Source organism: Shewanella metallivivens, from assembly GCF_028750675.1.
Taxonomy (GTDB): Bacteria; Pseudomonadota; Gammaproteobacteria; order Enterobacterales; family Shewanellaceae; genus Shewanella; species Shewanella metallivivens.
Genome location: NZ_JAQQPZ010000002.1, coordinates 222,551 through 247,901, shown reverse-complemented (window position 1 = coordinate 247,901; position 25,351 = coordinate 222,551). Strand labels below are relative to the sequence as shown.

Genomic DNA, 25,351 nt, shown 5'->3' with positions numbered 1-25,351 from the left:
GAATTTATTATACCTTTATCTGGGCTTGTTTCATTGTTTCTATTAACAGACCATGAAACTGCTCTGAAAGTTCAGTTAAAGGCAAACGAATATGCCCATGAGAGATCAAGCCCATTTGATGAACCGCCCATTTAACAGGGATAGGATTGGCTTCACAAAATAAAGAACTGTATAAACCTGTTAGCGGCTCATCAATCGTTTTCGCTAATTGAGCATCTTTAGCTAATGCTGCGTCACACATGGCTTTAAACGCACGTGGAACCACATTATTGGCAACCGAAATAACACCATTACCACCCAGTAATAAAAACTCACGGGCTGTGCCATCATCGCCGCTGTAAAGCAAAAAGTCTTCGCCACATAGCTCACGTAAACGTGCAACACGGCTAACATCGCCAGTCGCTTCCTTGACACCAATAATGTTACTGACGCCGGCTAATTCCGCCACGGTTTCAGGTTTCATGTCCACGGAAGTGCGCCCTGGCACATTATATAAAATCTGTGGAATATCAGTACACGCAGCCACGGCCTTGTAATGAGCAATTAATCCCTTAGGAGTAGGCTTATTGTAATAAGGGGTTACACCAAGCATTGCTGCAACACCGGTATCTTGCAGAGACTTTGTTAATTCTATGGCTTCTGCGGTCGCGTTGGCGCCATTACCGCCAATCACAGGGACTCGACCTGAGGCAAATTTAACGGTTTGAGCCACGACTGCAGCATGCTCTTTCATTGGCAACGTCGCCGACTCACCGGTCGTACCGACTGCCACAATGGCATCTGTGCCTTCTTCGATATGAAACTCAACAAGCCGTTCAAGACTTGCATAATCTATTGTGCCATCACTATTCATTGGTGTGATTAAGGCTACGATGCTTCCGTTTATCATCTATCTTCCCCAAGTTTTCAGGATTCGCTATGTTACTGATGCCAACCACTAATGACAAGCACTACGGCAAGCAATCTCCGAAATAACTCACTTATGCTCTTTACACAGGTATAAGCTAGCATTTTTCGACCTGTTCTAGTAAAAAATAATCGTATTAATGTGACCGATATGAGTTAGTATCTTGAGGTGTTTTGCGGTTAAATGTTAGCATTAGCTCCCGCATATAAACGCAGAGCTTAAGTAGGCGTTTTCGCAACAAGATATCGACAGTGAGGAAAATCCATGACCAACTACCTGGTCGTTACGGCAATGGGCGCTGACCGTCCTGGTTTAGTGAGTCGTTTAGCGCGTTTAGCTAGTGAATGTGAGTGCGATATCGTCGACAGTCGTATGGCGTTATTTGGGAATGAATTTACCCTAATTATGATGATATCTGGCTCGTGGGCAGCAATCACTAAAATTGAAAGTTTATTACCCAGTCTCAGTGTAGAACTTGAGCTAATGACGGTAATGAAGCGCACTTCTAAACACACGCCTAAAAACTTTATTTCGCGGATAGAAGTCATTTTCAACGGTGAAGACCAACGTGGCTCGATGAAAATCATAACCCAATTTTTAGCCGAAAGAGGCTTAGATCTTGCCGCTGTTCGTTCTCATGCCGACGATAACGACAATCTCAAAACACAGTCCATTTTATTGGCGATCAATATTCCCGATAAAGTTGACTTACTGATGCTTGAAAAAAGTATCCATGAGCTGGCTGAGTCAATGTCTTTAGAATGTACCATTAAGCGCATGCAAGGCATTGCAGCACCTTAGCAGTCTGGTTCAGCTTGAGTTGAACCTCGCTCGTCATTGCATCGTATTGTCTGCAAATTACCTGATAAGGAAAAATCATGAACACCCTAAGCGTAGGCGACATCGCTCCTCATTTTAGTTTGCAAAACCAAGCTGGTGAAACAGTATCATTACAACAAGCATTAACCCACGGTCCTGTGCTTGTGTATTTTTACCCTAAAGCCTCTACCCCAGGTTGTACTGTACAAGCTCAAGGCTTACGAGACGTTAAAGCACAGCTTGACGACCTAAACGTCACCGTATTGGGTATCAGCCCAGACCCCGTCGCTAAACTGGCTAAGTTTGCTGATAAACAAGCGCTCAATTTTACGTTACTCAGTGACGAAGACCACGCTGTAGCAGATGCGTTTGGCGTATGGGGCGAAAAAAAGTTCATGGGTAAAATATATGATGGGATTCATCGTCTAAGCTTTATCGTAGGCACCGATGGCAAAATTAGCCATGTGCTGAATAAGTTTAAAACCAAAAACCATCACGAAGTCGTGCTTACAACGTTAGCTGAATAACGTCCAGTACAACCTCATATTGGAAAACCCAATAAAAAAGGCTTAGCAATCACTGCTAAGCCTTTTTTGTTACCGGCTAACGATTAAATCGTTTTAGGGTCAGTTGATTGTGCTGGCTTATCTTCTTCGGTAGGCGATTCTACTTGGGTTGATTCATCAGCGCTTTCTGATGCGGCTTGAGCAGCCGCTTTTTTCGCTTTATCTTCAGCTGCCAGTTCTTTGGCTAATTCAGCCGCTTCTTTTTTAACTAAAGCAGCCTCTTCTTCAGCAAGCAGTCGCGCTTTTTCTTGCTCTTCAAACTGTGCTAACTCTTCTTCTTTACGGCGTGCTTTTTCAATTGCACGTTGTTCAGCTTCTTCCGCTTCACGGATGGCACGGGCTTCTGCAGCGGCTTTCGCTTCAGCTTCGGCTAATGCTTTTGCTTTACGGTCGGCCTCGTCATCTAATGCACGTTGAATAACCGCTTGGTCTTGGGCTTCTTGTGGTAGCAAGCTTATCAACTCAATCCCAACCGGATAGTCAAACGGACCAGCACCAGAAAGCACTTTAACTTTACCTTCTTTAGTTAAATAAACTAAAGGCATAGCCGTTTCACCGTAACGTTTTTTGAAATGCTCATAAGTAAAGTTTTCAGTAATATTAGTGACTTTTAACACTGCGCCCTTGGCCATTAAACTGGCAATTTTGGCATACGAGATGTTTTCACCAAACAAACACAAACGCTTTAAATACGACTCAGACAACTGGTGACGTGCACTGCCGCTGTCGGCATTGTTTAAACCATATACCTTTTCAACGCCCAATAAGTCCTGGAAATAGAAGGTCACTAATGGGTTTAACTGGCGATAAGGTGACATCACTAGCACGCGACCGACACCGCTTAAGTCCATATAGGTTTCAGCGTGCTCAGAGGCTGGGTTACCAAAGTACACCGGGATGTTTTCCATACGAGCCTGACGAATACTGTCCCAGTTATTGTCGGCCAACACCACTTTGATGTTTTTAGACATTAAGACTTTTGCAAGTTCACGTGAAAACTTAGACGCACCGAAAATTAATAACCCCTGGTTTGAGCCTTCTTTCACGCCCAAATATTTTGCCCAACGCCCCGCGGTTAAACTCTGAATAACAACGGTACCAATAATGATTAAAAACACTAATGGGACGATAGAGCTTGCGCCTTCAAGGCCAACCGCTTCAAGTTTAATGGCAAATAATGATGAAATCGCTGCCGCAACAATACCTCTTGGTGCAACCCAACTTAAAAACCACTTATCTTTTGACGATAAATTAGTGCCGAGCCCCGAAATCCAAATACTTAACGGCCTTGCGACAAACATCACCACTAATAAAACAGCAATACCGCCAAAGCCAAGATCGAGCATGGCACCTGAATCTAAACGCGCCGCCAGTAAAATAAACAATGCCGAGATCAGCAGTACGGTGAGGGTTTCTTTAAATTCTAAAATGTCGGCAATATCTACGCCGCGCATGTTAGCCAGTAAAATACCCATCACAGTTACCGTTAATAAACCTGACTCATGCTGTATTAAGTTAGAACCAACAAACACCCCTAGCATAATGGTTAATACTGCGGTATTGAGTAAGTAATGCGGGAATAAGTTTTTACGTATAGCCAGACCCGTCAAATACCCTGCAACAGCACCTAAACCAAAACCAATGACTAAGGTTAAGCCAAGGGCATGCAATACATGGGTCGTCGGATCGTTCGATACCGCAATATACTCAAACACCAAAACCGCCATTAGGGCGCCAATGGGGTCAATCACAATACCTTCCCAACGCAAAATGCTGGCAAGGTTAGATTTTGGTTGAACAGTACGTAGCATTGGCACAATTACGGTCGGGCCAGTGACCACCACTAAGGCCCCAAATAATGCGGCAATACTCCACTCAAAGCCCATTAAAAAGTGCGCAGCAGGGACTATCACGAGCCAGGTAACTAATGCACCAATACTGACCAGATTGGTGACCATACGGCCGTGATCTTTAATTTCTTTAAAGTTTAGGGTCAGTGCGCCTTCAAAAAGAATGACCGCAACACCTAATGAAATAATTGGGAAGAGTAAGTCGCCAAAAATCTCGTCAGGATTTAAAATACCTAGACCTGGACCTAACAATAAACCGCAAAGTAGTAGCGGTAAAATAGCAGGTAAACGTAACTTCCAACCCACCCATTGACACAAAAGCGACAACACACCGATCAATGCCAGCATGCCTGTAATGTGTTCAACCATATTTGATTCCTTCTTTTAATAACACTGCAATAAGTAGCAACACTTGCAATGTGCTTCACGATAATACGTGAACTGTTATGTGCTTCTGGTTTATTATTTTATAACCTAAACCGAAAAAGGTTAGTACGATGTTAATCAGTAATCGCGATCTCATTCCTTATGACTAACCGTAATGAAGCGCTAACTCAACTGAATAATATGTCGGTTATTTGGCGCAAATTCAGCATATAACATACTAATTTTACTACATGATCAAGCATTTTTTGATCGCTATCACATTTTATAATAATCGCAAAATATGCGATTAAGCCTATAATTTAATTATTAAATATTTATGTCGAATTATCATATCACCTTTATCTTATCGGCGATTAAATCGGCAAAAAAAACCTTGGAATACCAAGGTTTTGTTTTGTTTATACTAAAAAATCAATTCAGGTTATTGCGGCACGCGCACCTTGCCTTCCATTAATACCCTAGCACTGCGACTCATAATGGCTTTCTTCACCTGCCATTGGCCGTCAACCAATTGCGCTTCAGCGCCCACACGTAACGTCCCCGACGGATGACCAAAACGCACAGCACTGCGCTCACCACCGCCTGCAGCTAAATTGACTAAGGTGCCAGGAATAGCGGCCGCTGTAGCAATAGCCACGGCGGCAGTGCCCATCATCGCATGGTGTAATTTGCCCATAGACAACGCGCGTACCACGAGGTCAATGTCATCTGTGCTTACCGCTTTACCACTTGAAGATACATATTCTTTTGCCGGGGCCACAAACGCCACCTTAGGCGTGTGTTGGCGCGCGGCGGCTTCATCAATGTGCTTTATTAATCCCATTTTGACCGCGCCATAAGCGCGAATGGTTTCAAACATGGCTAATGCTTTATCGTCATTATTAATGTCATCTTGCAGTTCTGTGCCTTGATAATTGATGTCTGCTGCATTAATGAAGATGGTGGGAATACCTGCATTAATCATGGTGGCGTTAAAGCTGCCCACACCCGGCACTTCAAGTACATCCACAACATTGCTCGTAGGGAACATCGCGCCTTCGCCGTCTGCGGGGTCTATAAACGCCACTTGTACTTCGGCGGCAGGAAAGGTCACGCCATCAAGTTCAAAGTCGCCGGTTTCTTGCACTTCACCGTCAGTAATGGGCACATGGGCAATAATGGTTTTTTGAATATTGGCTTGCCAAATCCGCACTACTGCGGTGCCATTGTGCGGCACACGGTTTGGGTCAATTAAACCGTTGCTGATGGCGAACGACCCCACTGCTGCAGTTAAATTACCGCAGTTACCGCTCCAATCAACAAAGGGTTTATCAATGGCAACCTGGCCAAACAGATAATCAACATCGTGATCGGCTTGAGTGCTTTTTGACAAAATCACGGTTTTACTGGTACTCGAGGTGGCACCGCCCATGCCATCGGTGTGTTTACCATATGGATCTGGGCTACCAATGACGCGCAATAACAAAGCATCGCGCTCAGGGCCAGCAACCTGTGCGGCTTGAGGTAAATCCGTTAAACTAAAAAACACCCCTTTACTGGTGCCGCCACGCATATAAGTGGCGGGTATTCTAAGTTGTGGTAAATGAGCCATAACAACATCCTACAAAAATGAAAAATCGGCAGCCTAATCACACACTGCCGATATACCCAAAAGCAACGTAAACTAGCTCGCCACTTCGTTGGCTAAAAAGTCTTGCGCAAAGCGTTGCAGTACGCCGCCAGCTTCGTATATAGAGCACTCCTCAGCGGTATCTAAACGACACTTAACCGGAATCGTGACTTGCTCACCATCAAGGCGGGTCATCACAACAGACAACATGGCACCGGGTTTAGGTGTACCAACCACATCATAGGTTTCGGTGCCGTTTATCTCATAGGTATGACGGTTCTCACCTTTAACAAATTCAAGCGGTAACACGCCCATGCCCACTAAGTTGGTGCGGTGAATACGCTCAAAACCTTCTGCCACAATCACTTCGACACCGGCAAGACGAACACCTTTTGCTGCCCAGTCCCGTGATGAACCCTGGCCATAATCTGCACCGGCAATAATAATTAGCGGCTGTTTACGTTCCATGTAGGTTTCAATGGCTTCCCACATGCGGGTAACTTGGCCTTCTGGCTCAATACGGGCTAACGAACCTTGGCGCACATTGCCGTTTTCCTGCACCATTTCGTTAAACAGTTTAGGGTTAGCAAACGTAGCACGCTGCGCAGTTAAATGGTCACCACGGTGGGTAGCATACGAGTTAAAGTCTTCTTCTGGCAGACCCATTTTAGCTAAATACGCCCCCGCAGCACTGTCGAGCATGATCGCGTTCGATGGCGATAAATGATCGGTAGTAATGTTGTCACCCAGTACCGCTAACGGACGCATGCCCTTCATGGTTCGCTCACCCGCTAATGCGCCTTCCCAGTAAGGAGGTCGACGAATATAGGTACTTTGTGGTCGCCAGTCGTATTGCGGATTAACATGACTACCGTATTCCACTTTAATGTCGAACATCGGCTCGTACACTTTACGGAACTGCTCTGGCTTAACACTGGTTTTAATCACCGCATCGATTTCTTCGTCGGTCGGCCAAATATCTTTTAAGGTAACGCTGTTACCGTCTTTGTCGATACCGAGCACATCTTTTTCAATATCAAATCGAATCGTGCCAGCAATAGCGTAGGCAATCACCAATGGCGGTGAGGCCAAAAATGCTTGCTTAGCATAAGGATGAATTCGCCCATCAAAGTTGCGGTTACCCGACAACACGGCGGTGGCGTATAAATCGCGGTCTATCACTTCTTGTTGAATCACAGGATCCAATGCGCCACTCATGCCATTACAGGTGGTACAGGCGAACGCCACAATCCCAAAACCTAAGTTTTCAAGCTCGGGTAGCAATCCTGCTTCTTCTAAATACAATTGCACCGCTTTTGAGCCAGGCGCCAGTGATGACTTCACCCAAGGTTTGCGCAATAAACCGCGAGCATTGGCATTACGGGCTAACAAGCCGGCAGCAATCATGTTGCGCGGATTACTGGTATTAGTACAACTGGTGATAGCGGCAATAATCACTGCACCGTCTGGCATTTTACCCGGCTCGTTTTCAACCACGCCACTGATCCCACGAGCTGCGAGCTCTGAGGTGGGTACCCGATTATGCGGATTTGATGGCCCGGCAATATTGCGCCCAACACTTGATAAGTCAAAATGCAACACGCGCTCGTATTCCACTTCCGTTAAGGTGTCAGCCCATAACCCCGCTTGCTTAGCATAGGTTTCAACCAATTTAACTTGCTCGTCGTCGCGGCCTGTAAGGGTTAAATAGTCGATGGTTTGCTTATCGATATAAAACATTGCTGCGGTGGCACCGTATTCTGGTGTCATGTTGGTAATGGTTGCACGGTCGCCCAGAGTTAAATGGGTGGTCCCTTCGCCAAAAAATTCTAAATAAGACGACACCACTTTTTGGGCGCGTAAGTATTCTGTTAACGCAAGTACAATATCGGTGGCGGTAATACCCGGTTGTGGTTTGCCGGTAATTTCAACCCCCACAATATCAGGCAAGCGCATATAGGATGCGCGGCCCAGCATCACACTTTCGGCTTCTAACCCGCCAACACCAATGGCGATAACACCTAATGCATCAACATGCGGAGTGTGACTGTCGGTGCCAACTAAGGTGTCTGGAAATGCCACGCCATCAAGGGCATGCACTACTGGCGACATTTTCTCTAGGTTGATTTGATGCATAATGCCGTTACCCGGTTGGATAACATCAACGTTTTTAAATGCTGTTTTGGTCCAGTTAATAAAATGAAAACGGTCTTCGTTGCGGCGATCTTCAATGGCGCGGTTTTTCTCAAAGGCATCTTTTTCAAAACCCGCATGTTCAACCGCAAGCGAGTGGTCAACAATTAATTGTGTTGGTACAACCGGGTTCACCTTTGACGGATCACCACCTTTTTCAGCAATGGCGTCACGCAGGCCGGCTAAATCAACCAAAGCGGTTTGGCCTAAAATGTCGTGACACACAACACGAGCAGGAAACCACGGGAAGTCTAAGTCGCGTTTGCGCTCAATTAACTGCTTTAACGAGTCAACAAGCATATCAGGGGAGCAACGTCGCACTAAGTTTTCGGCAAACACACGCGAACAGTACGGCAATTTGGCATAAGCACCAGGCTCAATAGCGTTTACCGCTTCTTGAGTATCAAAATAATCGAGCTGAGTGCCGGGTAACGATTTACGGTATTGAGTATTCATAACAACATCCACAGTTAATTCAGTTTGGGTGATCGACTATCAAAATCGACAAAGCCGAGCCTCGAGGCTCGGCCAGTGGATTAACGTTGGCTAATGGGCACAACTTTACGTGGCTCACTACCGACATAATCAGCGCTTGGGCGGATAATGCGGTTATTTGAGCGCTGCTCCATAACATGTGCAGCCCAACCGGTTAAGCGTGAACAAACAAAGATTGGGGTGAACAGTTTTGTTGGAATGCCCATAAAGTGATAAGCCGAGGCATGGAAAAAGTCCGCGTTACAGAACAGCTTTTTGGTGTCCCACATAAACTCTTCACACGCGACAGAGATGTCGTATAACGAGGTGTCGCCATGTTCGTGGGCCAGTTTTTCAGACCAGGCTTTAATGATCACGTTACGAGGATCAGACACGCTGTAAATCGCATGACCAAAGCCCATGATTTTTTCTTTACGCGCTAACATGCCAGCCATTTGTTCTTTGGCATCTGCCGGTGAGCTGAACTTTTGGATCATGTCCATGGCAGCCTCGTTAGCCCCGCCATGTAATGGGCCGCGTAATGAGCCAATCGCACCTGTAATACATGAATACATATCTGACAAGGTTGATGCACATACACGCGCAGTAAAGGTTGAGGCGTTAAACTCATGCTCTGCATAAAGAATTAACGATACGTCCATCACTTTACGGTGTTGTGCTGAAGGCGTTTCACCGCGCAGCAGTTTAAGAAAATGTCCACCTAATGAGTCTTCATCTGTGGTGCAATCAATCTCTACACCGTCATGGCTGTAGCGATACCAGTAACACATAATGGCCGGAAAGGCGGCAAGTAAACGGTTTGCAGCTTTGTTTTGTTGGCTGAAATCCACTTCAGGCTCAAGGTTACCCAAAAATGAACAGCCTGTGCGCATCACATCCATTGGGTGAGCGTCAGCGGGGATCAGTTTTAATACCGCTTTTAACGCATCGGGTAAATCACGCTGCGCAGTAAGTTCGGCTTTATATTGGCTCAATTGAGCTTGAGTCGGTAATTCGCCATTAAATAATAAGTAAGCGACTTCTTCAAAGGTGGCATTATCTGCCAAGTCTGACACATCGTAACCGCAATATGTCAGGCCAGAGCCTGATTTACCAACAGTACATAATTTTGTTTCGCCAGCACTTTGACCGCGTAATCCTGCGCCCGATAATTTCTTGTCTACCATGATATCTCTTCCTTCTTATGCTTGCTGTGTGCCCCCATCAAGGACACACATATGTAGGGGTTTTGAGTCTTGTTGTTTATCTTTATTTATTCGCTTATTTGTTTTTGCCTTCGGCAAATAAGCTGTCTAGTTTTTGTTCATAGTCGTGGTAACCCAGGTAATCATAAAGCTCCATGCGCGTTTGCATGCTGCCAACGACAGCCTTTTGATCGCCATCGGTTAATATGGCGCTGTACACCATTTCAGCCGCTTTGTTCATGGCTCTAAATGCGCTTAATGGATATAACACCATTGCCGCGCCCCACTCGCCTAACTGTTGTTTATTCCATAATTCGGTTTGGCCAAACTCAGTAATGTTCGCCAAAATCGGCACATCTAATGCTTCAGCAAAGGCGCGGTAGTGTTCTTCCGTTTTAATGGCTTCAGCAAAAATACCGTCTGCGCCCGCAGCAACATACGCTTTAGCACGCTCAATGGCGGCGGCTAAGCCTTCTTGAGCAAACGCATCGGTACGCGCCATAATAAAAAAGTCAGGGTCGGTACGGGCATCTACCGCCGCTTTAATGCGGTCGACCATTTCATCTACTGGCACAATTTCTTTATTAGGACGATGCCCACAGCGCTTTTGCGCCACCTGATCTTCCATGTGCACGGCTGCTGCGCCGGCTTTTTCCATGTCACGAATGGTCTTGGCAATATTAAATGCACCGCCCCAGCCCGTATCGATGTCCACCAGCAAAGGTAAATCACAGGCAGAGGTGATACGTTGTACGTCAACCAATACATCGTTAAGTGATGTCATGCCTAGGTCAGGTAAACCATAAGAGGCATTTGCTACGCCGCCGCCCGACAAGTAAATGGCTTGATGACCAATTTGTTTAGCCATCATTGCTGAGTAAGCATTAATGGTGCCCACAATTTGCAATGGTTTGTTATTGGCCAAGGCTTGACGAAATTTTTTCCCTGCGCTCATGCTATTCCCCTTTATATAATGTCGTGAGTGACGTTGTACGCCACATGTCAGCGATTACGATAATTTATGTTCGATACTGTTTTTAGAATATAAAATGTGGCGGCGCATCAGCATTTCGGCTAATTCAGCGTCACGGTTTAAAATGGCCTGAACAATGTGTTTGTGTTCATCATAAGCGGTGGTCACTCGTGGACCCGCCATGCCAAGTTGTACGCGATACATGCGCACTAAATGATAAATGCCGTCAAACAGCATTGAAATTAGGTGCTTGTTTTTACTGCCTAAAATAATCCGATAATGAAAGTCCACATCACCGGCTTCTTGATAATATGACTCACCGCCTTTGACCTCATCAAAATGAGATTGTAATAACGCGCTTAAATCAGCAATTTCTTCGTCGGTCATATTGGTTGCCGCTAAGCGTGCGGCCATGCCTTCAAGTGATTCGCGCACTTGATACAACTCAATTAACCCTTGTGGCGACAACGCCACCACCCGAGCTCCCACATTGGCTTTACGCTCTACAATGTGACAAGACTCCAAGCGATTAATGGCCTCACGGATCACGGCGCGACTGACCGCAAACTTTGTCGACAATTCAGTCTCGCTTAACTTTGAACCAGCTTCAATACGACCTTCGACGATGTCGTCACGTAAGGCAATAAAGGTCTTATCAGCTGCTGTTATCGGTTGGTTCATCGTGATACCTTGAACTTATAAGTAGAATATTTAACACCAAGTTGTCGACAATATAGCAAGTTTAGAGCATAAAACAACCACAAAATCCCACTTATTGTCGACAAAGTGCATTTGATCGTGAGATTAACGTTTAACAAGCATTTGGCTCGCTTCTCTGATCAGCAATGCATGCTAAAATGTCGGCCAATATCGTGCTTAACATTATTAACCTAGCTAAACGACAAGGAATGCGTATGACCCAGCCATCTGGCCCACAATTAGAGCTGATTCATTTATTCATTCATGTTGTTAACGCCGGTGGGTTTTCACCTGCAGCAACAGCATTACAATTGCCCGTCGCGACGGTGAGCCGAAAAATCAGCAAATTAGAACATATTCTTAATACCCAGCTGATTATGCGCAGTACACGTAAATTACGCTTAACAGAAGAAGGCGGCGCGTTATTTGATCGCTACCATCACCTCATTGCACAATTTGACCAATTGTCGGCAACCCAGACGACTGAGCAACAATCGACCTTACGGATCTGTACGCCCATCTCGATTACGTCGATGATCTTAATTGATGCGATAAATGATTTTTCTAAGTTACATCCACATATACAGCTACATGTGACTCAAAATAACAGCACGATTGATTTGATTGATGAAGGTGTTGACATTGCTATTGTCGGTGGTGCTCAACCCGACTCATCGTGGGTATCGACATCACTCGGTGTACTGGATTATGGCTTATTCGCCTCTGCTACATTTGCCGAAAAGTTGACCGAGTTACGGCATCCAAAGCAATTAATTCAGTTCCCTTTGATTAAAGTGTGGCCACTGTTTAATTGGAGTCTTAAGCATAAAAATGGTCAAGAATTTTACTATGATGGCCCAGCAAAGCTGACATTAGGTGATATTCATGCCGCGGTTAAAGCTACCGTTGCAGATGGTGGCATTTTGTATGGACCCGCATTGTTTGTTAAGCCGCAGCTTGAGCAAGGTGAACTGGTGAGAGTATTACCAGACTGGGCTGGAGAGCATCGCAGGATCAGTATTTTATATCATCAGCGCCGCCAACAACCGTTAAAAGTAAAGCTGTTTATCGAGTTTATTCAGCAACGTTGCATCAGCATTTTTGATCTATTTTAACGCATCAGCGCAAAAGACATATGGGTGCAAAGCACTTACCTGTGGTGGCTCATGTTAGTCACCTAACATGAATCAGCCTCGCACCCATTTATTTACCCTCGAATAAAACTAATACAAATACACCTGTAGGCTGCAGGCACCGTGTGCGCCCACGACCAATGCTTGTTCAATATCAGCCGTTTTAGATGGCCCAGCGACAAATACACCCAATGCCCCTTGTGCCAAAGACACTTGGTTTACAGCTTGATGCATATTGGCCACAAGTGACTTTTCAGGTAAGGCTAAAATCAAGTTCTCACAAATAAAAGGCGTAACCCGATGCTGCGTTTGGCTCACCCAAATTGCGCCGTTTTCAGCAACACCTAATTCCCCCGCTAAAATGGCATAATCAATATCCGCCAGTTCATGGGCAGTACTCGGCACTTGACGATTACCGCTAACCCCCTCAACTAATGACAAGACCTGTAAATTTTGCGCCATTAATTCATCGACTTTGGCTTGTAATGCCGCCAAACCACCGTGTTGATGTAACTCTCCCGCAACCGTAGCTAGGCTGGCTGCAAAGGTTTCAACTAATGGTTGTGGTGTGACGTCTATATCGATTACCGGCATCGGATGAGCGGTTAATGCTGACTGTGATAACGCTGATAAAATACTGTTTTTGCTAGACATATTAACGACTCCGATTTTTAGCATACCAAGTGGCAAAGCTTGACTCTGGTGCAACAGGCAACTCGCGATATTTACCCCAAGCCCCACTAAATGGCTTAAGTAAACTGCCAGGTAACACACGCAAAGCCAGCCTTGCCGCAGACATTGACGTATTCATCATGGTATCGCTAGCCATAAATCGGCCAACCAAAGGCATATAACCACTTTTGCCGTACGGTAAGGTTTTGTTTTCAGCTTTAAGACGGCGGTGATGGGCAATAATTTTATCTAACGGCACTTTGGTTGGACACACATAAGTGCAACTGCCACATAAGGTGCAAGCCCATGGGATTGAATGGGTTGAATCTTCTTTTGCCCCCACAGCAATACCAATAGGCCCAGGGATAGTGTAGTTATAGCTGTAACCACCAGAGCGGCGATAAACCGGACACGTATTTAAACAACCACCGCAGCGGATACATTTTAATGATTCAGCTAATATCTTATCCTTCATCATTTCTGTACGGCCATTATCTACAATAATCACGTGCATCTCACCGCCTTGTTGCGGGCCACGGTAAAATGACGAATACGTAGTAATGGGTTGACCCGTTGCATTACGCGCTAAAGTACGCAGTAATACACCTGCGGCATCCATATTCGGCACCACTTTGTCGATACCCATTGAATGCAACTGTAATTTAGGCAAGTTGGCGCCCATATCTGCATTGCCTTCGTTGGTGCACACCACCACAGCACCTTGGTCTGCAATGGCCATGTTAACGCCAGTCATTGCTGCATCAGCCGTTAAAAACTTCTCTCTTAAATGAGCTCGGGCAGCACGGGTTAAATACAATGGATCAGACTCACCCGCTTTAGTACCCAATTGTTGATGAAACAACTCGCCCACTTCTTGTTTCTTCATGTGAATGGCTGGCACCACAATGTGCGATGGTGGCATGTTAGCTAACTGAATAATCCGCTCACCTAAATCGGTATCCACCACTTCAATACCGTGTTGTTCTAAAAACGGGTTCATGTGGCATTCTTCGGTGAGCATCGATTTGGATTTAACTAACCGTTTAACCTGATGCGTTGCCAATATATTCAATACAATTTGGTTATGCTCTTGGCCATCTTTAGCCCAATGCACCACAATGCCATTGGCTAGGCATTGCTGTTCAAATTGCTGCAAATAATCAGTAAGGTGCGTTAACGTATGCAACTTAAGCTCTGAACCAAGTTGTCTTAATTGCTCCCACTCAGGAATACTCGCAGCTGCACGGTCACGCTTTTCACGCAGTAGCCATAAGGCTTTTGAATGCCAATCGACACGGGTTTCATCACGGCAAAATATATCCGCTTTATGTGAATGCACCTTTGAGCCAGAGGCAGAATATAGTTCAGTCATAATGTCTCCTACAGGGCATCGTTAATGATTTGGGCAATGTGGCGGGTTTCAATCGGTAATTTTTGACGGCGGATCATACCGTCTAAATGTAAGAGGCAAGATGGGTCAAAGCCCACAGCATATTGAGCCCCTGTTGCCGCATGCGCTTGGGCTTTATCTTTGCCCATTTTGGCCGACACTGCGCCTTCATCAACGGCAAATGTCCCACCAAAACCACAGCATTCATCAATACGCGCCGGATAAACAATATCAAGGCCTGCTATCTTGCCTAATACGGCCTCGACTTTATTAAATCGCTGTTTACCCATTTCTTCTGTTGGCGTGGCTAAATTCAACATACGAATGCCGTGACAGCTCATTTGCAGGCTGATTTTTTTGTTTATTGGCCGTGCAAATCGATCAATTGGCGCAATATCATGTAAAAACTCGGTTAACTCATAGAGTTTATTAATGACTTCTTCCGCTTCTTTACTGCTGTCAAATTCATGAAAGTTTTCTTTGGCTGCCACTAGACAACTTGCGGCAGGGCAAACAATGGCGTCACATTCAACACCTTTAAAGGCATTAAGCAACTTAAGCGTGGTTTTTTTTGCTTCGTCAAAACAACCTGAATTGGTCATTGGCTGGCCACAACAAGTTTGCCCTTGTGGGAAAATAACTTGGTGTCCCAATTTTTCTAACAAGTTCAAAGTGGCTATCGCAACATCAGGCATCATCTGATTAACTAAGCACGGAATAAATAGAGCTATTTTCATAAGGTAATATGTTCCCCAAACGCGTTATTACTCATTAACAAAGCGAACAACTTTCACTCAAGTTAATGGCTAACGACTTATCATCGAGCCAACAATGTAAGCTTATACCCTTATAAAATGTAGTGCTTATTTAGCAAATATTGCGACAGACTTTTTCATTTTTATGGTGAATAGATCAACAACAATGACATTAATCGTGCAATTTACGACCTCATTTATACTCCCCCCCTGCGACACAATGTCGCAGATAGTGCTTTTTTGATTGTGACTTTTTCATCAATTTTGCAAAATCAACTTAAGGGTAACGTCAGTAACTTCCCCCTTTTAACAATGTTGCTAAATGGACTTATTCATACTGATGTTAATCTAGCGGGTACAACGCTTGGGCATTGTTTGGTTATATTTAGGGCTGTACTGTATTTTTGATTGAGAATGGTTTGATTGAAATTACAGAAAAGCTTAATCTAATATAATCAACTGTCTACACAATGCTTGGTGACTATACTCAGCGTCTATCTGTTATGGGAATGGGGATAAACGCTGATTATAGGTATCGCTTTTAATCTGCATAAGATTATCGGGCCTCTATAGATTTAGAGGCTTTTTTTTATTTGTCATTATTCACTTGATGTGTTGGTTACTTAAAACCCAATGAAACCAATGCCCCAATAAGAGTGGTGATCACCACCGACAATAACGAGCCAATGAGTACATATTCTGTCATGCTGCGGTTAGCTGACTGATTTAACTCACCAAATCTAAATATCGACTTAGCGGCTAATACAAAACCCACAGCGGCGTAACTGCCCACCAGCGTAAACGTGAGTATTAACAATCGTTCTAGGTAACCAATCAATTCGCCACCCGCAACTAAACCACTCACATATGTCGACTCATCGTTAACAGGGCTAACAGATGTAATAGGCGCGGCACTATTTGTAGCAATTGGCGTATTCGTCGCGGTTTGAGTATCAGTTACAGCTTGAGTAACAGTATCGGTATCAATATCGCCACCAACTTCTGTTTTTACTTCATTAACGTCTGCTGGGTTAACGATGGGATATTTGCTTAACACAGCGCCGATTACAATGGATGTAGGCTTAAGGATCAGCAAATAAGCACACACCACTAGCACGCCATCAAAAAAATGTTCATGCTGTAACACTGCATCAATCGACGCCCCATCGGTGACATGAAACGCAATCGCGGCCAGTACTAACACGTGCAAAGCCTGATCAATCACAAAGTAGGCTAACTTATCGCCCTTGGGTGTCGTGACCTTCCATAAATCAATCACAAAATGCGTCACGGCAACAATCACCACTAAGCAAAACGTTGAACGCCAATCGATGCCTAGCACCATTGCTGGCAGTATTAAGCCAACGCCATGTAACAGCGAGTGAAAATACAACTCTGTTGAACGGTAAGTGTGTGCTTTTTTAGCCTCAACCCAGCTGTCGGGCTGAAGATAAAAATCACAGATGATGTGAATCAATAAAAATGGAATAAGCGTGCCGAAAAAATCAGTCATAGTTGAGCTCCGCAACTTTGTCGACAAAGCGACAATTTAGCTCATGAATCAATGGCCAGCCTGACGCTTTAAGTGACTTACTGGCAGTCGCAGTCGCCACATCAAGCTGTTCTGCTAACTCACTAATTGATAATTCATTAAGTGTTTGCAGCATGGGCAGCATGACTTCACATTGGCGCGCAGTTAGCTCGGTCAGTTGCTTATCAAGGTACTTAAACAACAAGTCAAAATACTCTGCCAAAGCCACATTATCTGAGCTAAACAATAATCGGTCATGCTTAAGGCTATTAAGTCCTCGCCCAGAAAGCACAAAGGCAGGCCCCATTGACTCCGACACCGACTCACGCAGCTCAGCATGCGCAGCAATGGCAAAACTAATGCGGCTATCAAAGGCTTTACCCAGTGCTTTTATGCCAATTCGGTAAATAATCGTGTATCGCAAGGCATTTTCAATATCATGCACCACAGACTGAAATTCATCTCCGCGCTCAATACTGTGCGCATTGGCGCTATGCCCTTTACTTATCCATGCCTGAATCGATTTAATCCGTTCAAGCAGGTGCTCAAATTGGGTTGATGTAAGCTTGGTTGAGTCAACAACATCGCCAACAATCACCGCGATGGGTTTATAGATAGGCTCCACATAACGCTCCTTTGTTTGCAGACTAATACCAATTTAGCCATTTTAGGCTAATAATGCAAATTTAGCCTTTTTTGGCTAATAGCAATTAATAATCCAAGCCCTATCGATAAATTTAGCCGTTAATGGCTAAATATTAACATTTAGCCATTAACAGCTAATGTCAATTGTCGTTTTATTATGCACAGAGCATTGGGTTTTAAGATTTGGGACTTAGGTTATTTAACCTGATCTCGGGATAAGGGATGAACTTATACTATTTAAAATCAACATGTTACCCATTCTCACTTTCAAGCTTGTCATTTGTTCTGCTAACAAGGCGAATTGACGCGTCAATAGCTAGCCTATTGTAAGTCGATTCAACGCAGTGAGCAGAGCAAAGGACTGTTTCCGAGCTCAGGTTATTTACATTGCCCACGGATCAATATAATACTGCTACATTCTTCGAAAGTGAGAAAACTCGATGCTACGAATGGTAATGATGATCACGGTATTACTCACTGGTTGTAGTACCCAACAGCCAATAGAACACATACCGGCTGAACAGTACGTTTCAGCGCAAGAGCATATCCTTAAAAAACTTTTTTTAGGTAAATCGAAGCAAGATGTCCTCAAACTGATAACTTACCCACGCATTAATGCATTTGATGTTATAGAAGGTCAGAGTACTTACTCTTATATTGAAGCAATCAATGTCGACACCAACGTCAACATCGGTCTTTACTTTAAAGACGACACATTACAATCAGTCATGTTAGATGACGATGTTCGTGACTTATTCTCCTGCAGAACACTGTTTAAAACCAAAAGAAAACACTGGCTAAGTGCAGGGATAACGCCCTACCATGATTGGATAAAATCAAAAGACCAATTAAGTAAGGGGCTTAATTTTCGCGTTAATCATCCAAAAGCAACCACAGACAAAACGCCAGCCAATACAGTGATAGCCAATACCTTAACGCTCATTGTGTATTCACCCGCACTGCTCGTCGCTGCACCTTTTATGATTCATGATGAAATGACTGGAAAGAATGAAAATGAGCAGAAAACCATTACGAATCGCTACGAGCTAGCAAGCACCATTCAACTCGGCGACACAGAAACACATATACTCGCCGTATTAGGTCAGCCTGAGCAAACTCATTCTGTAATCGATACCAACGTATTAACCTACAACAGACCGTCTTATTCTTACGGTATTAAAGACGGAGTCGTTGTTTGGATAGAACATTTTTCAATGTTTGAACTCTATACCAGGCAGTTTGACTATGGTGATGTCCTTTATGGAAAAACAGATTGTGGCAGTTTAGATGAATTTTGGAAGGCAACGCCTTAAGCCTTCCTACTCTTATTTATCAATTCACCAATAGAGTTTGTCGTCGATACTAAATCGTTAACTAAACGTTATGACGAGCAGCTCAAGTGCGAACACCCACCAACCCCAAAATATTCAGATGCCTTAAGGCGATAGTATTTGTCCTCAACCTCTTGAGATTGCTCAGCATAAGGATTGGTCATCACCGCCTGTAATTCGCGCAGCAAGGTATAATCCCCCTGGCTCGCTTGTTGGTATGCTGGCACCAACAACCACTCGCGTAAACTGTACTTAGGGTTAACTTGTTTCATCTGCTTGGCGATATCGTCACGGCTGCGTGGTATGGTCGTGTCAGTCATGCCCGCAGGGCTATTTGTTACAGGGCTATTTATTACAGTGCTATTGGCCTCACTGCTTAGTAGCAAATGCCACTGTGCTAACCACGCCGACCAGCGTTGCGCTAATCCTTGCCCTTGCGACAAATCTCGGTAAAAGCTTTTAGTTAACGGCTCAATATCATCAGGCAAGGATGAAAGCTCACGGAAAAACAAGGTGTAATCCACGGACGTTTGCTGCATTAGGCTGATAAGCTCAGCCCACAGCGGCGCGTTAAACGTGCTAAGCCCCAATTTAGCCGCCCACATCTGCTCCATTTTTGTTTGCATATCGGTAGCAAAATCATTAACCAATTGCTGAAGCCCATCTATAGCATCGGCTTCATTGGCCAGTAATGGGCTTAATGCAGTACAAAACATCAAAAAATTACGCTCTGCAGCGGCGTCTTGATTTAAAAACGCAAAATGCTGTCCGCCGCCGGTCCAAGGTTGATATTGTGGGTTAAACACATCACAAAAACCAAATGGGCCATAATCTAGGGTAAAGCCACCCGCTGCGCAGTTATCGCTGTTAAAATTACCCTGGCAGTAGCCCACACGGATCCAGTTAGCCACCAATGAGGTTAAACGGTGACGGAACTCATACGCAAGCTTGAGTACTTTGTCGTTTAAAGACAACTTCGGGTCAATAACATCAGCATATTCACGATCAATTAAATGCAGCACCAGCTGTTCAAGCTCTGCCATCGCTTGCGGATGTTCATGTTTGCGGGCGCGGCGGCCAAAAAGCTCAAGCTGCCCTACCCGAATAAATGACGGCGCCACACGGGTCGAAATTGCCACCGCCTCGGTGATCATTCGGTCGGGGTCTTGCTCACGCGATCCTTCGGAATACCAAGGCCGCTGCACCGTGTCGGTTTTAGACACATATAAGCTGAGCGAGCGAGACGTGGGTACACCCAACGCATGCATATGCTCTTGCGCTAAAAACTCACGCACACTTGAGCGCAATACCGCACGGCCATCTGCACCACGGCAATAAGGCGTGCGGCCACCACCTTTAAGTTGCATCTCCCAACGCTTGCCATTGATAACCGCCTCAACCACAGACACAGCTCGGCCGTCACCATAACCATTACCGGTTCTAAACGGGCATTGTTGAATGTATTCAGTGCCATAAATCGACAATGCATAACCACACGCCCAACCCACTTTACTCATTGGCTCAGGGACATGTGTAAGATCACCAGAAAACAAACGCATAAAATCAGACGACTGCGCCATACTGTCGGCAAACCCTAATTCTTTAAAAAAAGTATGGCTGTGTGCCACATACTCAGGGTTTTCAATCGGTGTGGGGTTAACGGGAACATAGTGGCCCGAAAAGACTTGCCTAGGCCTATGATCAGCACCATCAGATGTTGCATCAGGATCACGTTTAAGCGTGTTCATCAACGAGTAGTTTACCCATTTAGCGAGATCGTCGACGGTATCGACCGTTGCTGATGTTTGCTGGGACAGTTGATTAGTCATAGGGATACCTGGTTAATTAAGTAGAAGGTTTGTTCACAACTTGATGGCTCAGCGTATCGACAATCAGTCGATTTATTCAAGTTATGTAATGGAACTGGTTAGCAGATATACCGAAGGCCTGCGCTGTATTATTTGAAAGAGCCTAAGATAACCCAACCTATGGTAACGACAGCTTGTACTAATGAAAAGCAGACTTTGCGATATCGACAAAAGTGATAATTTGTCATAGGGATAGATTCTGACTTATGGCCTACAGTCACTAACATCGTGGCGCGTCGCCCACACCAAATTAAGGTAGTAAGTTGTAACTGACGCAGGCTAATTTAACCGTCGCCCCGGCAGTGCTTTTTAGCCGGGGTCCAGGTGTTTGTTTTGTACTCATGGCCTGCGGCCACTAACGTCGTGGCGCTTCACACATTGCAAAACATATAGCTGTAAGGTTTTATTTGGCTTCAACATGGCATTCACTTACCGACACGCGCTAGTACATCCATGTAGCTCGACCGACCCGTCCATGGGTCGGACGGTCGGCTCGCAAACCACCATGATGAAGCTGTTAATGTTTGTCTTATCAGCAAGTTTTAAAGAGTAGTTTAGTGAGGTGCATGCGTTGGTCAACTCACGTATTCTTTTGTAAAGAGTCTTCAACGACCTCAAGTTCAGAGTTGAATTTAGGCATTTCAAGCTGAGGCATCTAACTCATTTTTGGATAGAAGCTTGTTAGCTACTTTCTCGTCGTCCCGGCAATGCTTTTGAGCCGGGATCCAGGTGTTAGCTTTGTACTTTTATACTCATGGCCTGCGGCCACTAACGTCGTGGCGCTTCGCCCACACCAGACCAAGAGGAAACCAACGACTGTTCCCTCTTTATTTTCGATAAAAGAATTGGCCCAGCCGACATATCAAAATTATCATTCTTTACTAAGCAATAGCAGCGATAATTTCGCGACGTGGTTGAATCCAGCTTTTGACCGCGTTTCGGTGTTCTTCAGCCTTATTCGAAAATGCTAACGCTTCAGATGGGGCGTCCCTTCCCCTCTAAAGCTAGCTCGCCATCCATGGCTAGCTCACGTCATTTTCTTCAACGGCCTCAATTTAGGAGTTGAATTTAGGAATTTTTAAAGATATGAAAATTCATTTATAAAAACAAGAAGCGCTCATAAGCTATTGTTTATTAATTGATTTCCATTTATTCAACTGAATTCTACTCGGGCCACAAAAACAGTTGTAATGGTTTTTGGCGTGTTTTTAAGGCAAATCGGCTAATAAGTAAACTAAAGTAGTACGATGAATAATTTGTTTATTTTGTAATACACTGAAATAAAAGAATTTTTATTTATTGCAGCATCTTGAGTCCACTTTTAATGCGCAAGCCCACTTTTATTTGTCAGTAGAGTTAACTAAAACTGCTTTACAACAATAAGTTAGCAAATGTAGGATGTTATTAATCAATAACTTGAACGGCCGATTTTAAATTTACTTTGCCATTCAATAAGCTGTTAGGCTCCTATGACTGCTAGACATCACCATTTCTTATCGCAATGTTATCTAAAAGGATTTACTAAGGGTAAATCCAAGAAATCAAAGCTTGCTGTAATTGACGCTAAAGGAAAGAAGTCCTTTGAAACAACACCTCGTAATGTTGGTGGTGTACGCGATTTTAATCGAGTTGAAATTGAGGGGGTCGATCCTAATCATTTGGAATCAGAACTATCTAAGTTTGAAGGACAAGCCGCTACAGCACTTAAAAAACTGCGAGAAACATTAGATTTTTCGGGGGAAACAAAAGACATTTTGTTAAACCTAATCGCGTTGATTGCTGTACGCTCCCCAGAACGCAGAGAGCACATGAGAAAATTTCAGGCTCAAATCGCTGAAAGAATAATGGGAATGACTTTAGACTCTAAAGGTAGGTGGGAGAGCCAAATTAGTAAATTGGAAGATGATAGTAATCAAGCTAATAATGTAAGTTACGAGGACGCTAAAGAATTTTTTGATTCCAAAAAATACACTATCGACGTCGCAAGAGAGCATCATATTAGAATGGAAATGATTCAAATTGATGCAATATTGCCTTGCTTGTTCAATCGCAAATGGCTACTAGTAGTTGCAAATGACGAAACAGGCCCTTTTATTACAACAGATAGACCCATGAATCTGTCTTGGAAAGAGCCTGAAAAAATCCCCCCGTTTTATAGAGCTAGCCCTGGTTTCGGCTTAATGGGTACAGAAGTTTATTTTCCTATTTCCCAAGAGTTAGCATTAATTGGTGAGTTTGATGGAGAAGATAAAACAATAGAAGCTAATGAGGGACTAGTAGCGGTACTCAATAGTAAAATGCTTTTTAACTTAAATTGCCAAATATATGCACCTAAATTTGACTTCAAATTTTTTGGTAAAAACAATGATATTTTAAGTGGTAAAGACTTGCTGCGGGAAATCGGAGCCTAATCGGGTAGCCGGAGGTATCTAGCCTCCAGCCCCCACACCACCCTGCATGCGGCTCCGCACAGGGCGGTTCATTTAGAACCCCTAACTAAACTTTCTGGTTAGGATAATGAACTGCGACCCATCCATCTCTTAGTGAATATAATCCTGCTTTCTTCAGATACTCATTACTCAGCGCTTGCTGTATTCCTGGTGTTTTCGAGCTACGCCAAGGGCCTTTACTTGTGATACCACAAGCAACAGCTACTTGGATCCTGACGCCACGCTTAAGTAAATTTTGCACCTTAGTCCGTGGTTTTCGCCACTGACGCCAGTAGCACATACGTATGCGACGACGGATCCAATGGTCTAAATCGACACATCCTTGGTAAGCATTGGCTATGCCAAAGTAGTTGATCCAGCCTTGCATGTACTGCCGCACTTTAAACAATTGATATCCCATACTAACTCCCCAATTTCGGTTCGTCAGTCGTCTCATCTTTTGTTTGAAAATGTGTAATGTTTTAGCATGCCACTGGATCTTTCCTCGGTTAAATGTAAAACCTAGGAACTTGCTTTGACCTACCTTAACCACTTGGCTTTTCTGTTCATTAACAACCAGTTTTAGCTTCGTGGCCAGATATTGAGTAATGCTCTTGAGTACCCGATCGCCCGCTCGAATAGACTTTACCAAAATGATAAAGTCGTCCGCGTAACGGGCGAATTTATGCCCTCGGCTTTCAAGCTCTTTATCCAGACTATCCAACATAGTGTTGGATAGTAATGGCGAGAGTGGGCCGCCTTGAGGTACGCCTTCAAAGCTTGCTTCAAATTGGCCATTGACCATCACACCTGCTCGAAGGTACTTACCAATAAGCGCCAACAGACGCTTATCCTGCACCTTGCTCCTAAGTTGAGTCATCAAGAGATCATGATTAACTCGGTCAAAGAACTTAGACAGATCAACATCGACGGCAAATTTGCGTTTCTGTTTGATGATATCCCTTACTTGCAGTACCGCTTGTTTGGCATTTCTATTCGGCCTAAAGCCAAAGCTGTTGGTTGAGAAGAATGGGTCAAACAGTGGCGTGAGTATTTGAGCAATAGCTTGCTGTATCACACGGTCAATGACGTTAGGGATCCCCAATTTGCGTTTACCGCCATCGGGTTTGTCGATCTCCACGCGCCTGACCGCAGAGGGTTGGTATTCACCTCGCTCTAATTGAGATTTACACCGTTGCCAGCCGCCTTGTTGCATCCAGAGCGGGAAGGCTTCGATGGTCATGCCATCGATGCCCGCCGCGCCTTTATTGGCTTTAACTTGACGCCAAGCTCGGTGCAGATTTTCAGGTTCGAGCAGTTGTTGAAATAGATCGCGGTTGAAGGCCGGTTGCATATCAATACGCTGCCGATAGTAATCGTCTGGCGACGTAGTGGGTATCGACAAGTTTGACAAGACTCCTCCTTCTTCTAAATGTTCAGGCCTTCACCATGTCCCAATCATTACAATGGGCGTTGGGCTACTATGCCGTCTGCTGACTTCTGCTTAATCACATGCCAAGTTACCCCGTCATGCGCTATCGGTTTCCATCTGGTTCGCTCTTTTCAGTCGATGAAATTGAAAAGCCAAGGCACTTATAAACCAGAGCCTTACTGGTTAATGACCGATCGCGTGTTAAGCAGATCTCCCCAGATAAGAACATGAACTTTCTTTGCACTGCTGCATCATTTACGGTGGCCATTAGATCACGTGATTTCGTCGTCTTGTGCCAACTCATCTCTAGCCTACGCCTCATATGATGTTCTTGTTCATCAGCTCACAAATTTGCTAGCGGCTTCCTCCGGACCAAACCTCGCAATTAAGCCCTTGCCATTCGCTAGTAGTTAACGTTTAATAACAGTATGTTATTTAAACGGTGACCTTCCTACAGAGGACTTTCACCTCATTAGTTCATGC

The 25,351-nt window shown here is 44.5% G+C and carries 19 protein-coding genes; 5 read left to right on the top strand and 14 right to left on the bottom strand.

Annotated elements, in window-relative coordinates; translation table 11 throughout:
• Positions 1-7: 7 nt before the first annotated feature.
• Positions 8-889, bottom strand: coding sequence for a 4-hydroxy-tetrahydrodipicolinate synthase (gene dapA / locus PQR79_RS03980; protein ID WP_238103999.1), 882 nt, complete (start codon positions 887-889; stop codon positions 8-10).
• A gap of 282 nt (positions 890-1,171) precedes the next feature.
• Here dapA and PQR79_RS03975 point away from each other — a divergent pair, with 282 nt between their 5' ends.
• Together PQR79_RS03975 and bcp are read left to right on the top strand one after the other, a co-directional pair.
• Entirely contained in the window at positions 1,172-1,708 is a 537-nt protein-coding gene (locus tag PQR79_RS03975; RefSeq protein ID WP_238104001.1) for a glycine cleavage system transcriptional repressor, read from the top strand.
• 77 nt (positions 1,709-1,785) lie between these two features.
• Positions 1,786-2,253 (top strand): thioredoxin-dependent thiol peroxidase, encoded by a 468-nt coding sequence (gene bcp / locus PQR79_RS03970; RefSeq protein ID WP_238104002.1) that lies wholly within the window; start codon positions 1,786-1,788, stop codon positions 2,251-2,253.
• 83 nt (positions 2,254-2,336) lie between these two features.
• Here bcp and PQR79_RS03965 read toward each other — a convergent pair whose 3' ends face one another.
• The 6 genes from PQR79_RS03965 to PQR79_RS03940 form a co-directional block, all read right to left on the bottom strand.
• Entirely contained in the window at positions 2,337-4,511 is a 2,175-nt protein-coding gene (locus tag PQR79_RS03965) for a cation:proton antiporter (protein ID WP_238104003.1), read from the bottom strand.
• A 439-nt stretch (positions 4,512-4,950) separates the two neighbouring features.
• Positions 4,951-6,120: a 2-methylaconitate cis-trans isomerase PrpF gene (gene prpF / locus PQR79_RS03960; protein ID WP_238104004.1), complete on the bottom strand. Its 1,170-nt coding sequence runs from the start codon at positions 6,118-6,120 to the stop codon at positions 4,951-4,953.
• A 72-nt stretch (positions 6,121-6,192) separates the two neighbouring features.
• Complete coding sequence (acnD, locus tag PQR79_RS03955) at positions 6,193-8,787, bottom strand: Fe/S-dependent 2-methylisocitrate dehydratase AcnD (RefSeq protein ID WP_238104005.1); 2,595 nt, start codon at positions 8,785-8,787, stop codon at positions 6,193-6,195.
• A gap of 80 nt (positions 8,788-8,867) precedes the next feature.
• Complete coding sequence (gene prpC / locus PQR79_RS03950) at positions 8,868-9,992, bottom strand: bifunctional 2-methylcitrate synthase/citrate synthase (protein WP_238104006.1); 1,125 nt, start codon at positions 9,990-9,992, stop codon at positions 8,868-8,870.
• Positions 9,993-10,086: 94 nt separating this feature from the next.
• Entirely contained in the window at positions 10,087-10,965 is an 879-nt protein-coding gene (gene prpB / locus PQR79_RS03945; RefSeq protein WP_238104007.1) for a methylisocitrate lyase, read from the bottom strand.
• A gap of 54 nt (positions 10,966-11,019) precedes the next feature.
• Entirely contained in the window at positions 11,020-11,664 is a 645-nt protein-coding gene (locus tag PQR79_RS03940; RefSeq protein ID WP_238104008.1) for a GntR family transcriptional regulator, read from the bottom strand.
• 233 nt (positions 11,665-11,897) lie between these two features.
• Here PQR79_RS03940 and PQR79_RS03935 point away from each other — a divergent pair, with 233 nt between their 5' ends.
• The gene (locus PQR79_RS03935) at positions 11,898-12,797 is read left to right on the top strand and encodes a LysR family transcriptional regulator (protein WP_238104009.1); all 900 of its coding nucleotides are present in this window, start codon (positions 11,898-11,900) and stop codon (positions 12,795-12,797) included.
• A gap of 108 nt (positions 12,798-12,905) precedes the next feature.
• Here the strand turns inward: PQR79_RS03935 and PQR79_RS03930 are convergent, their stop codons facing one another.
• From PQR79_RS03930 to PQR79_RS03910, 5 genes are all read right to left on the bottom strand, one after another.
• Positions 12,906-13,469, bottom strand: coding sequence for a LutC/YkgG family protein (locus tag PQR79_RS03930; RefSeq protein WP_238104010.1), 564 nt, complete (start codon positions 13,467-13,469; stop codon positions 12,906-12,908).
• Between the two features lies 1 nt (position 13,470).
• Entirely contained in the window at positions 13,471-14,859 is a 1,389-nt protein-coding gene (locus PQR79_RS03925) for a lactate utilization protein B (protein WP_238104011.1), read from the bottom strand.
• 8 nt (positions 14,860-14,867) lie between these two features.
• Complete coding sequence (locus PQR79_RS03920) at positions 14,868-15,614, bottom strand: (Fe-S)-binding protein (protein WP_238104012.1); 747 nt, start codon at positions 15,612-15,614, stop codon at positions 14,868-14,870.
• A 637-nt stretch (positions 15,615-16,251) separates the two neighbouring features.
• Positions 16,252-17,145 carry a DUF3307 domain-containing protein gene (locus PQR79_RS03915; protein WP_238104013.1) on the bottom strand — a complete coding sequence of 298 codons (894 nt, stop codon included), beginning with the start codon at positions 17,143-17,145 and terminating at the stop codon, positions 16,252-16,254.
• Entirely contained in the window at positions 17,138-17,788 is a 651-nt protein-coding gene (locus PQR79_RS03910; RefSeq protein WP_238104014.1) for a SatD family protein, read from the bottom strand. Before PQR79_RS03910 ends, PQR79_RS03915 begins: the two co-directional genes overlap by 8 nt.
• Before the next feature lie 460 nt (positions 17,789-18,248).
• On the opposite strand from PQR79_RS03910, the gene PQR79_RS03905 reads away from it, so the two are divergent.
• On the top strand, positions 18,249-19,121 hold the full coding sequence (locus PQR79_RS03905) for a hypothetical protein (protein ID WP_274408385.1): 873 nt from the start codon (positions 18,249-18,251) through the stop codon (positions 19,119-19,121).
• A 68-nt stretch (positions 19,122-19,189) separates the two neighbouring features.
• Here PQR79_RS03905 and PQR79_RS03900 read toward each other — a convergent pair whose 3' ends face one another.
• Entirely contained in the window at positions 19,190-20,968 is a 1,779-nt protein-coding gene (locus PQR79_RS03900; protein ID WP_238104016.1) for a protein adenylyltransferase SelO, read from the bottom strand.
• 1,508 nt (positions 20,969-22,476) lie between these two features.
• Here PQR79_RS03900 and PQR79_RS03895 point away from each other — a divergent pair.
• Positions 22,477-23,418, top strand: coding sequence for a DUF4238 domain-containing protein (locus PQR79_RS03895; protein WP_238104017.1), 942 nt, complete (start codon positions 22,477-22,479; stop codon positions 23,416-23,418).
• 85 nt (positions 23,419-23,503) lie between these two features.
• Here PQR79_RS03895 and ltrA read toward each other — a convergent pair whose 3' ends face one another.
• Positions 23,504-24,850: a group II intron reverse transcriptase/maturase gene (gene ltrA, locus PQR79_RS03890; RefSeq protein ID WP_238104018.1), complete on the bottom strand. Its 1,347-nt coding sequence runs from the start codon at positions 24,848-24,850 to the stop codon at positions 23,504-23,506.
• Positions 24,851-25,351: the final 501 nt, after the last annotated feature.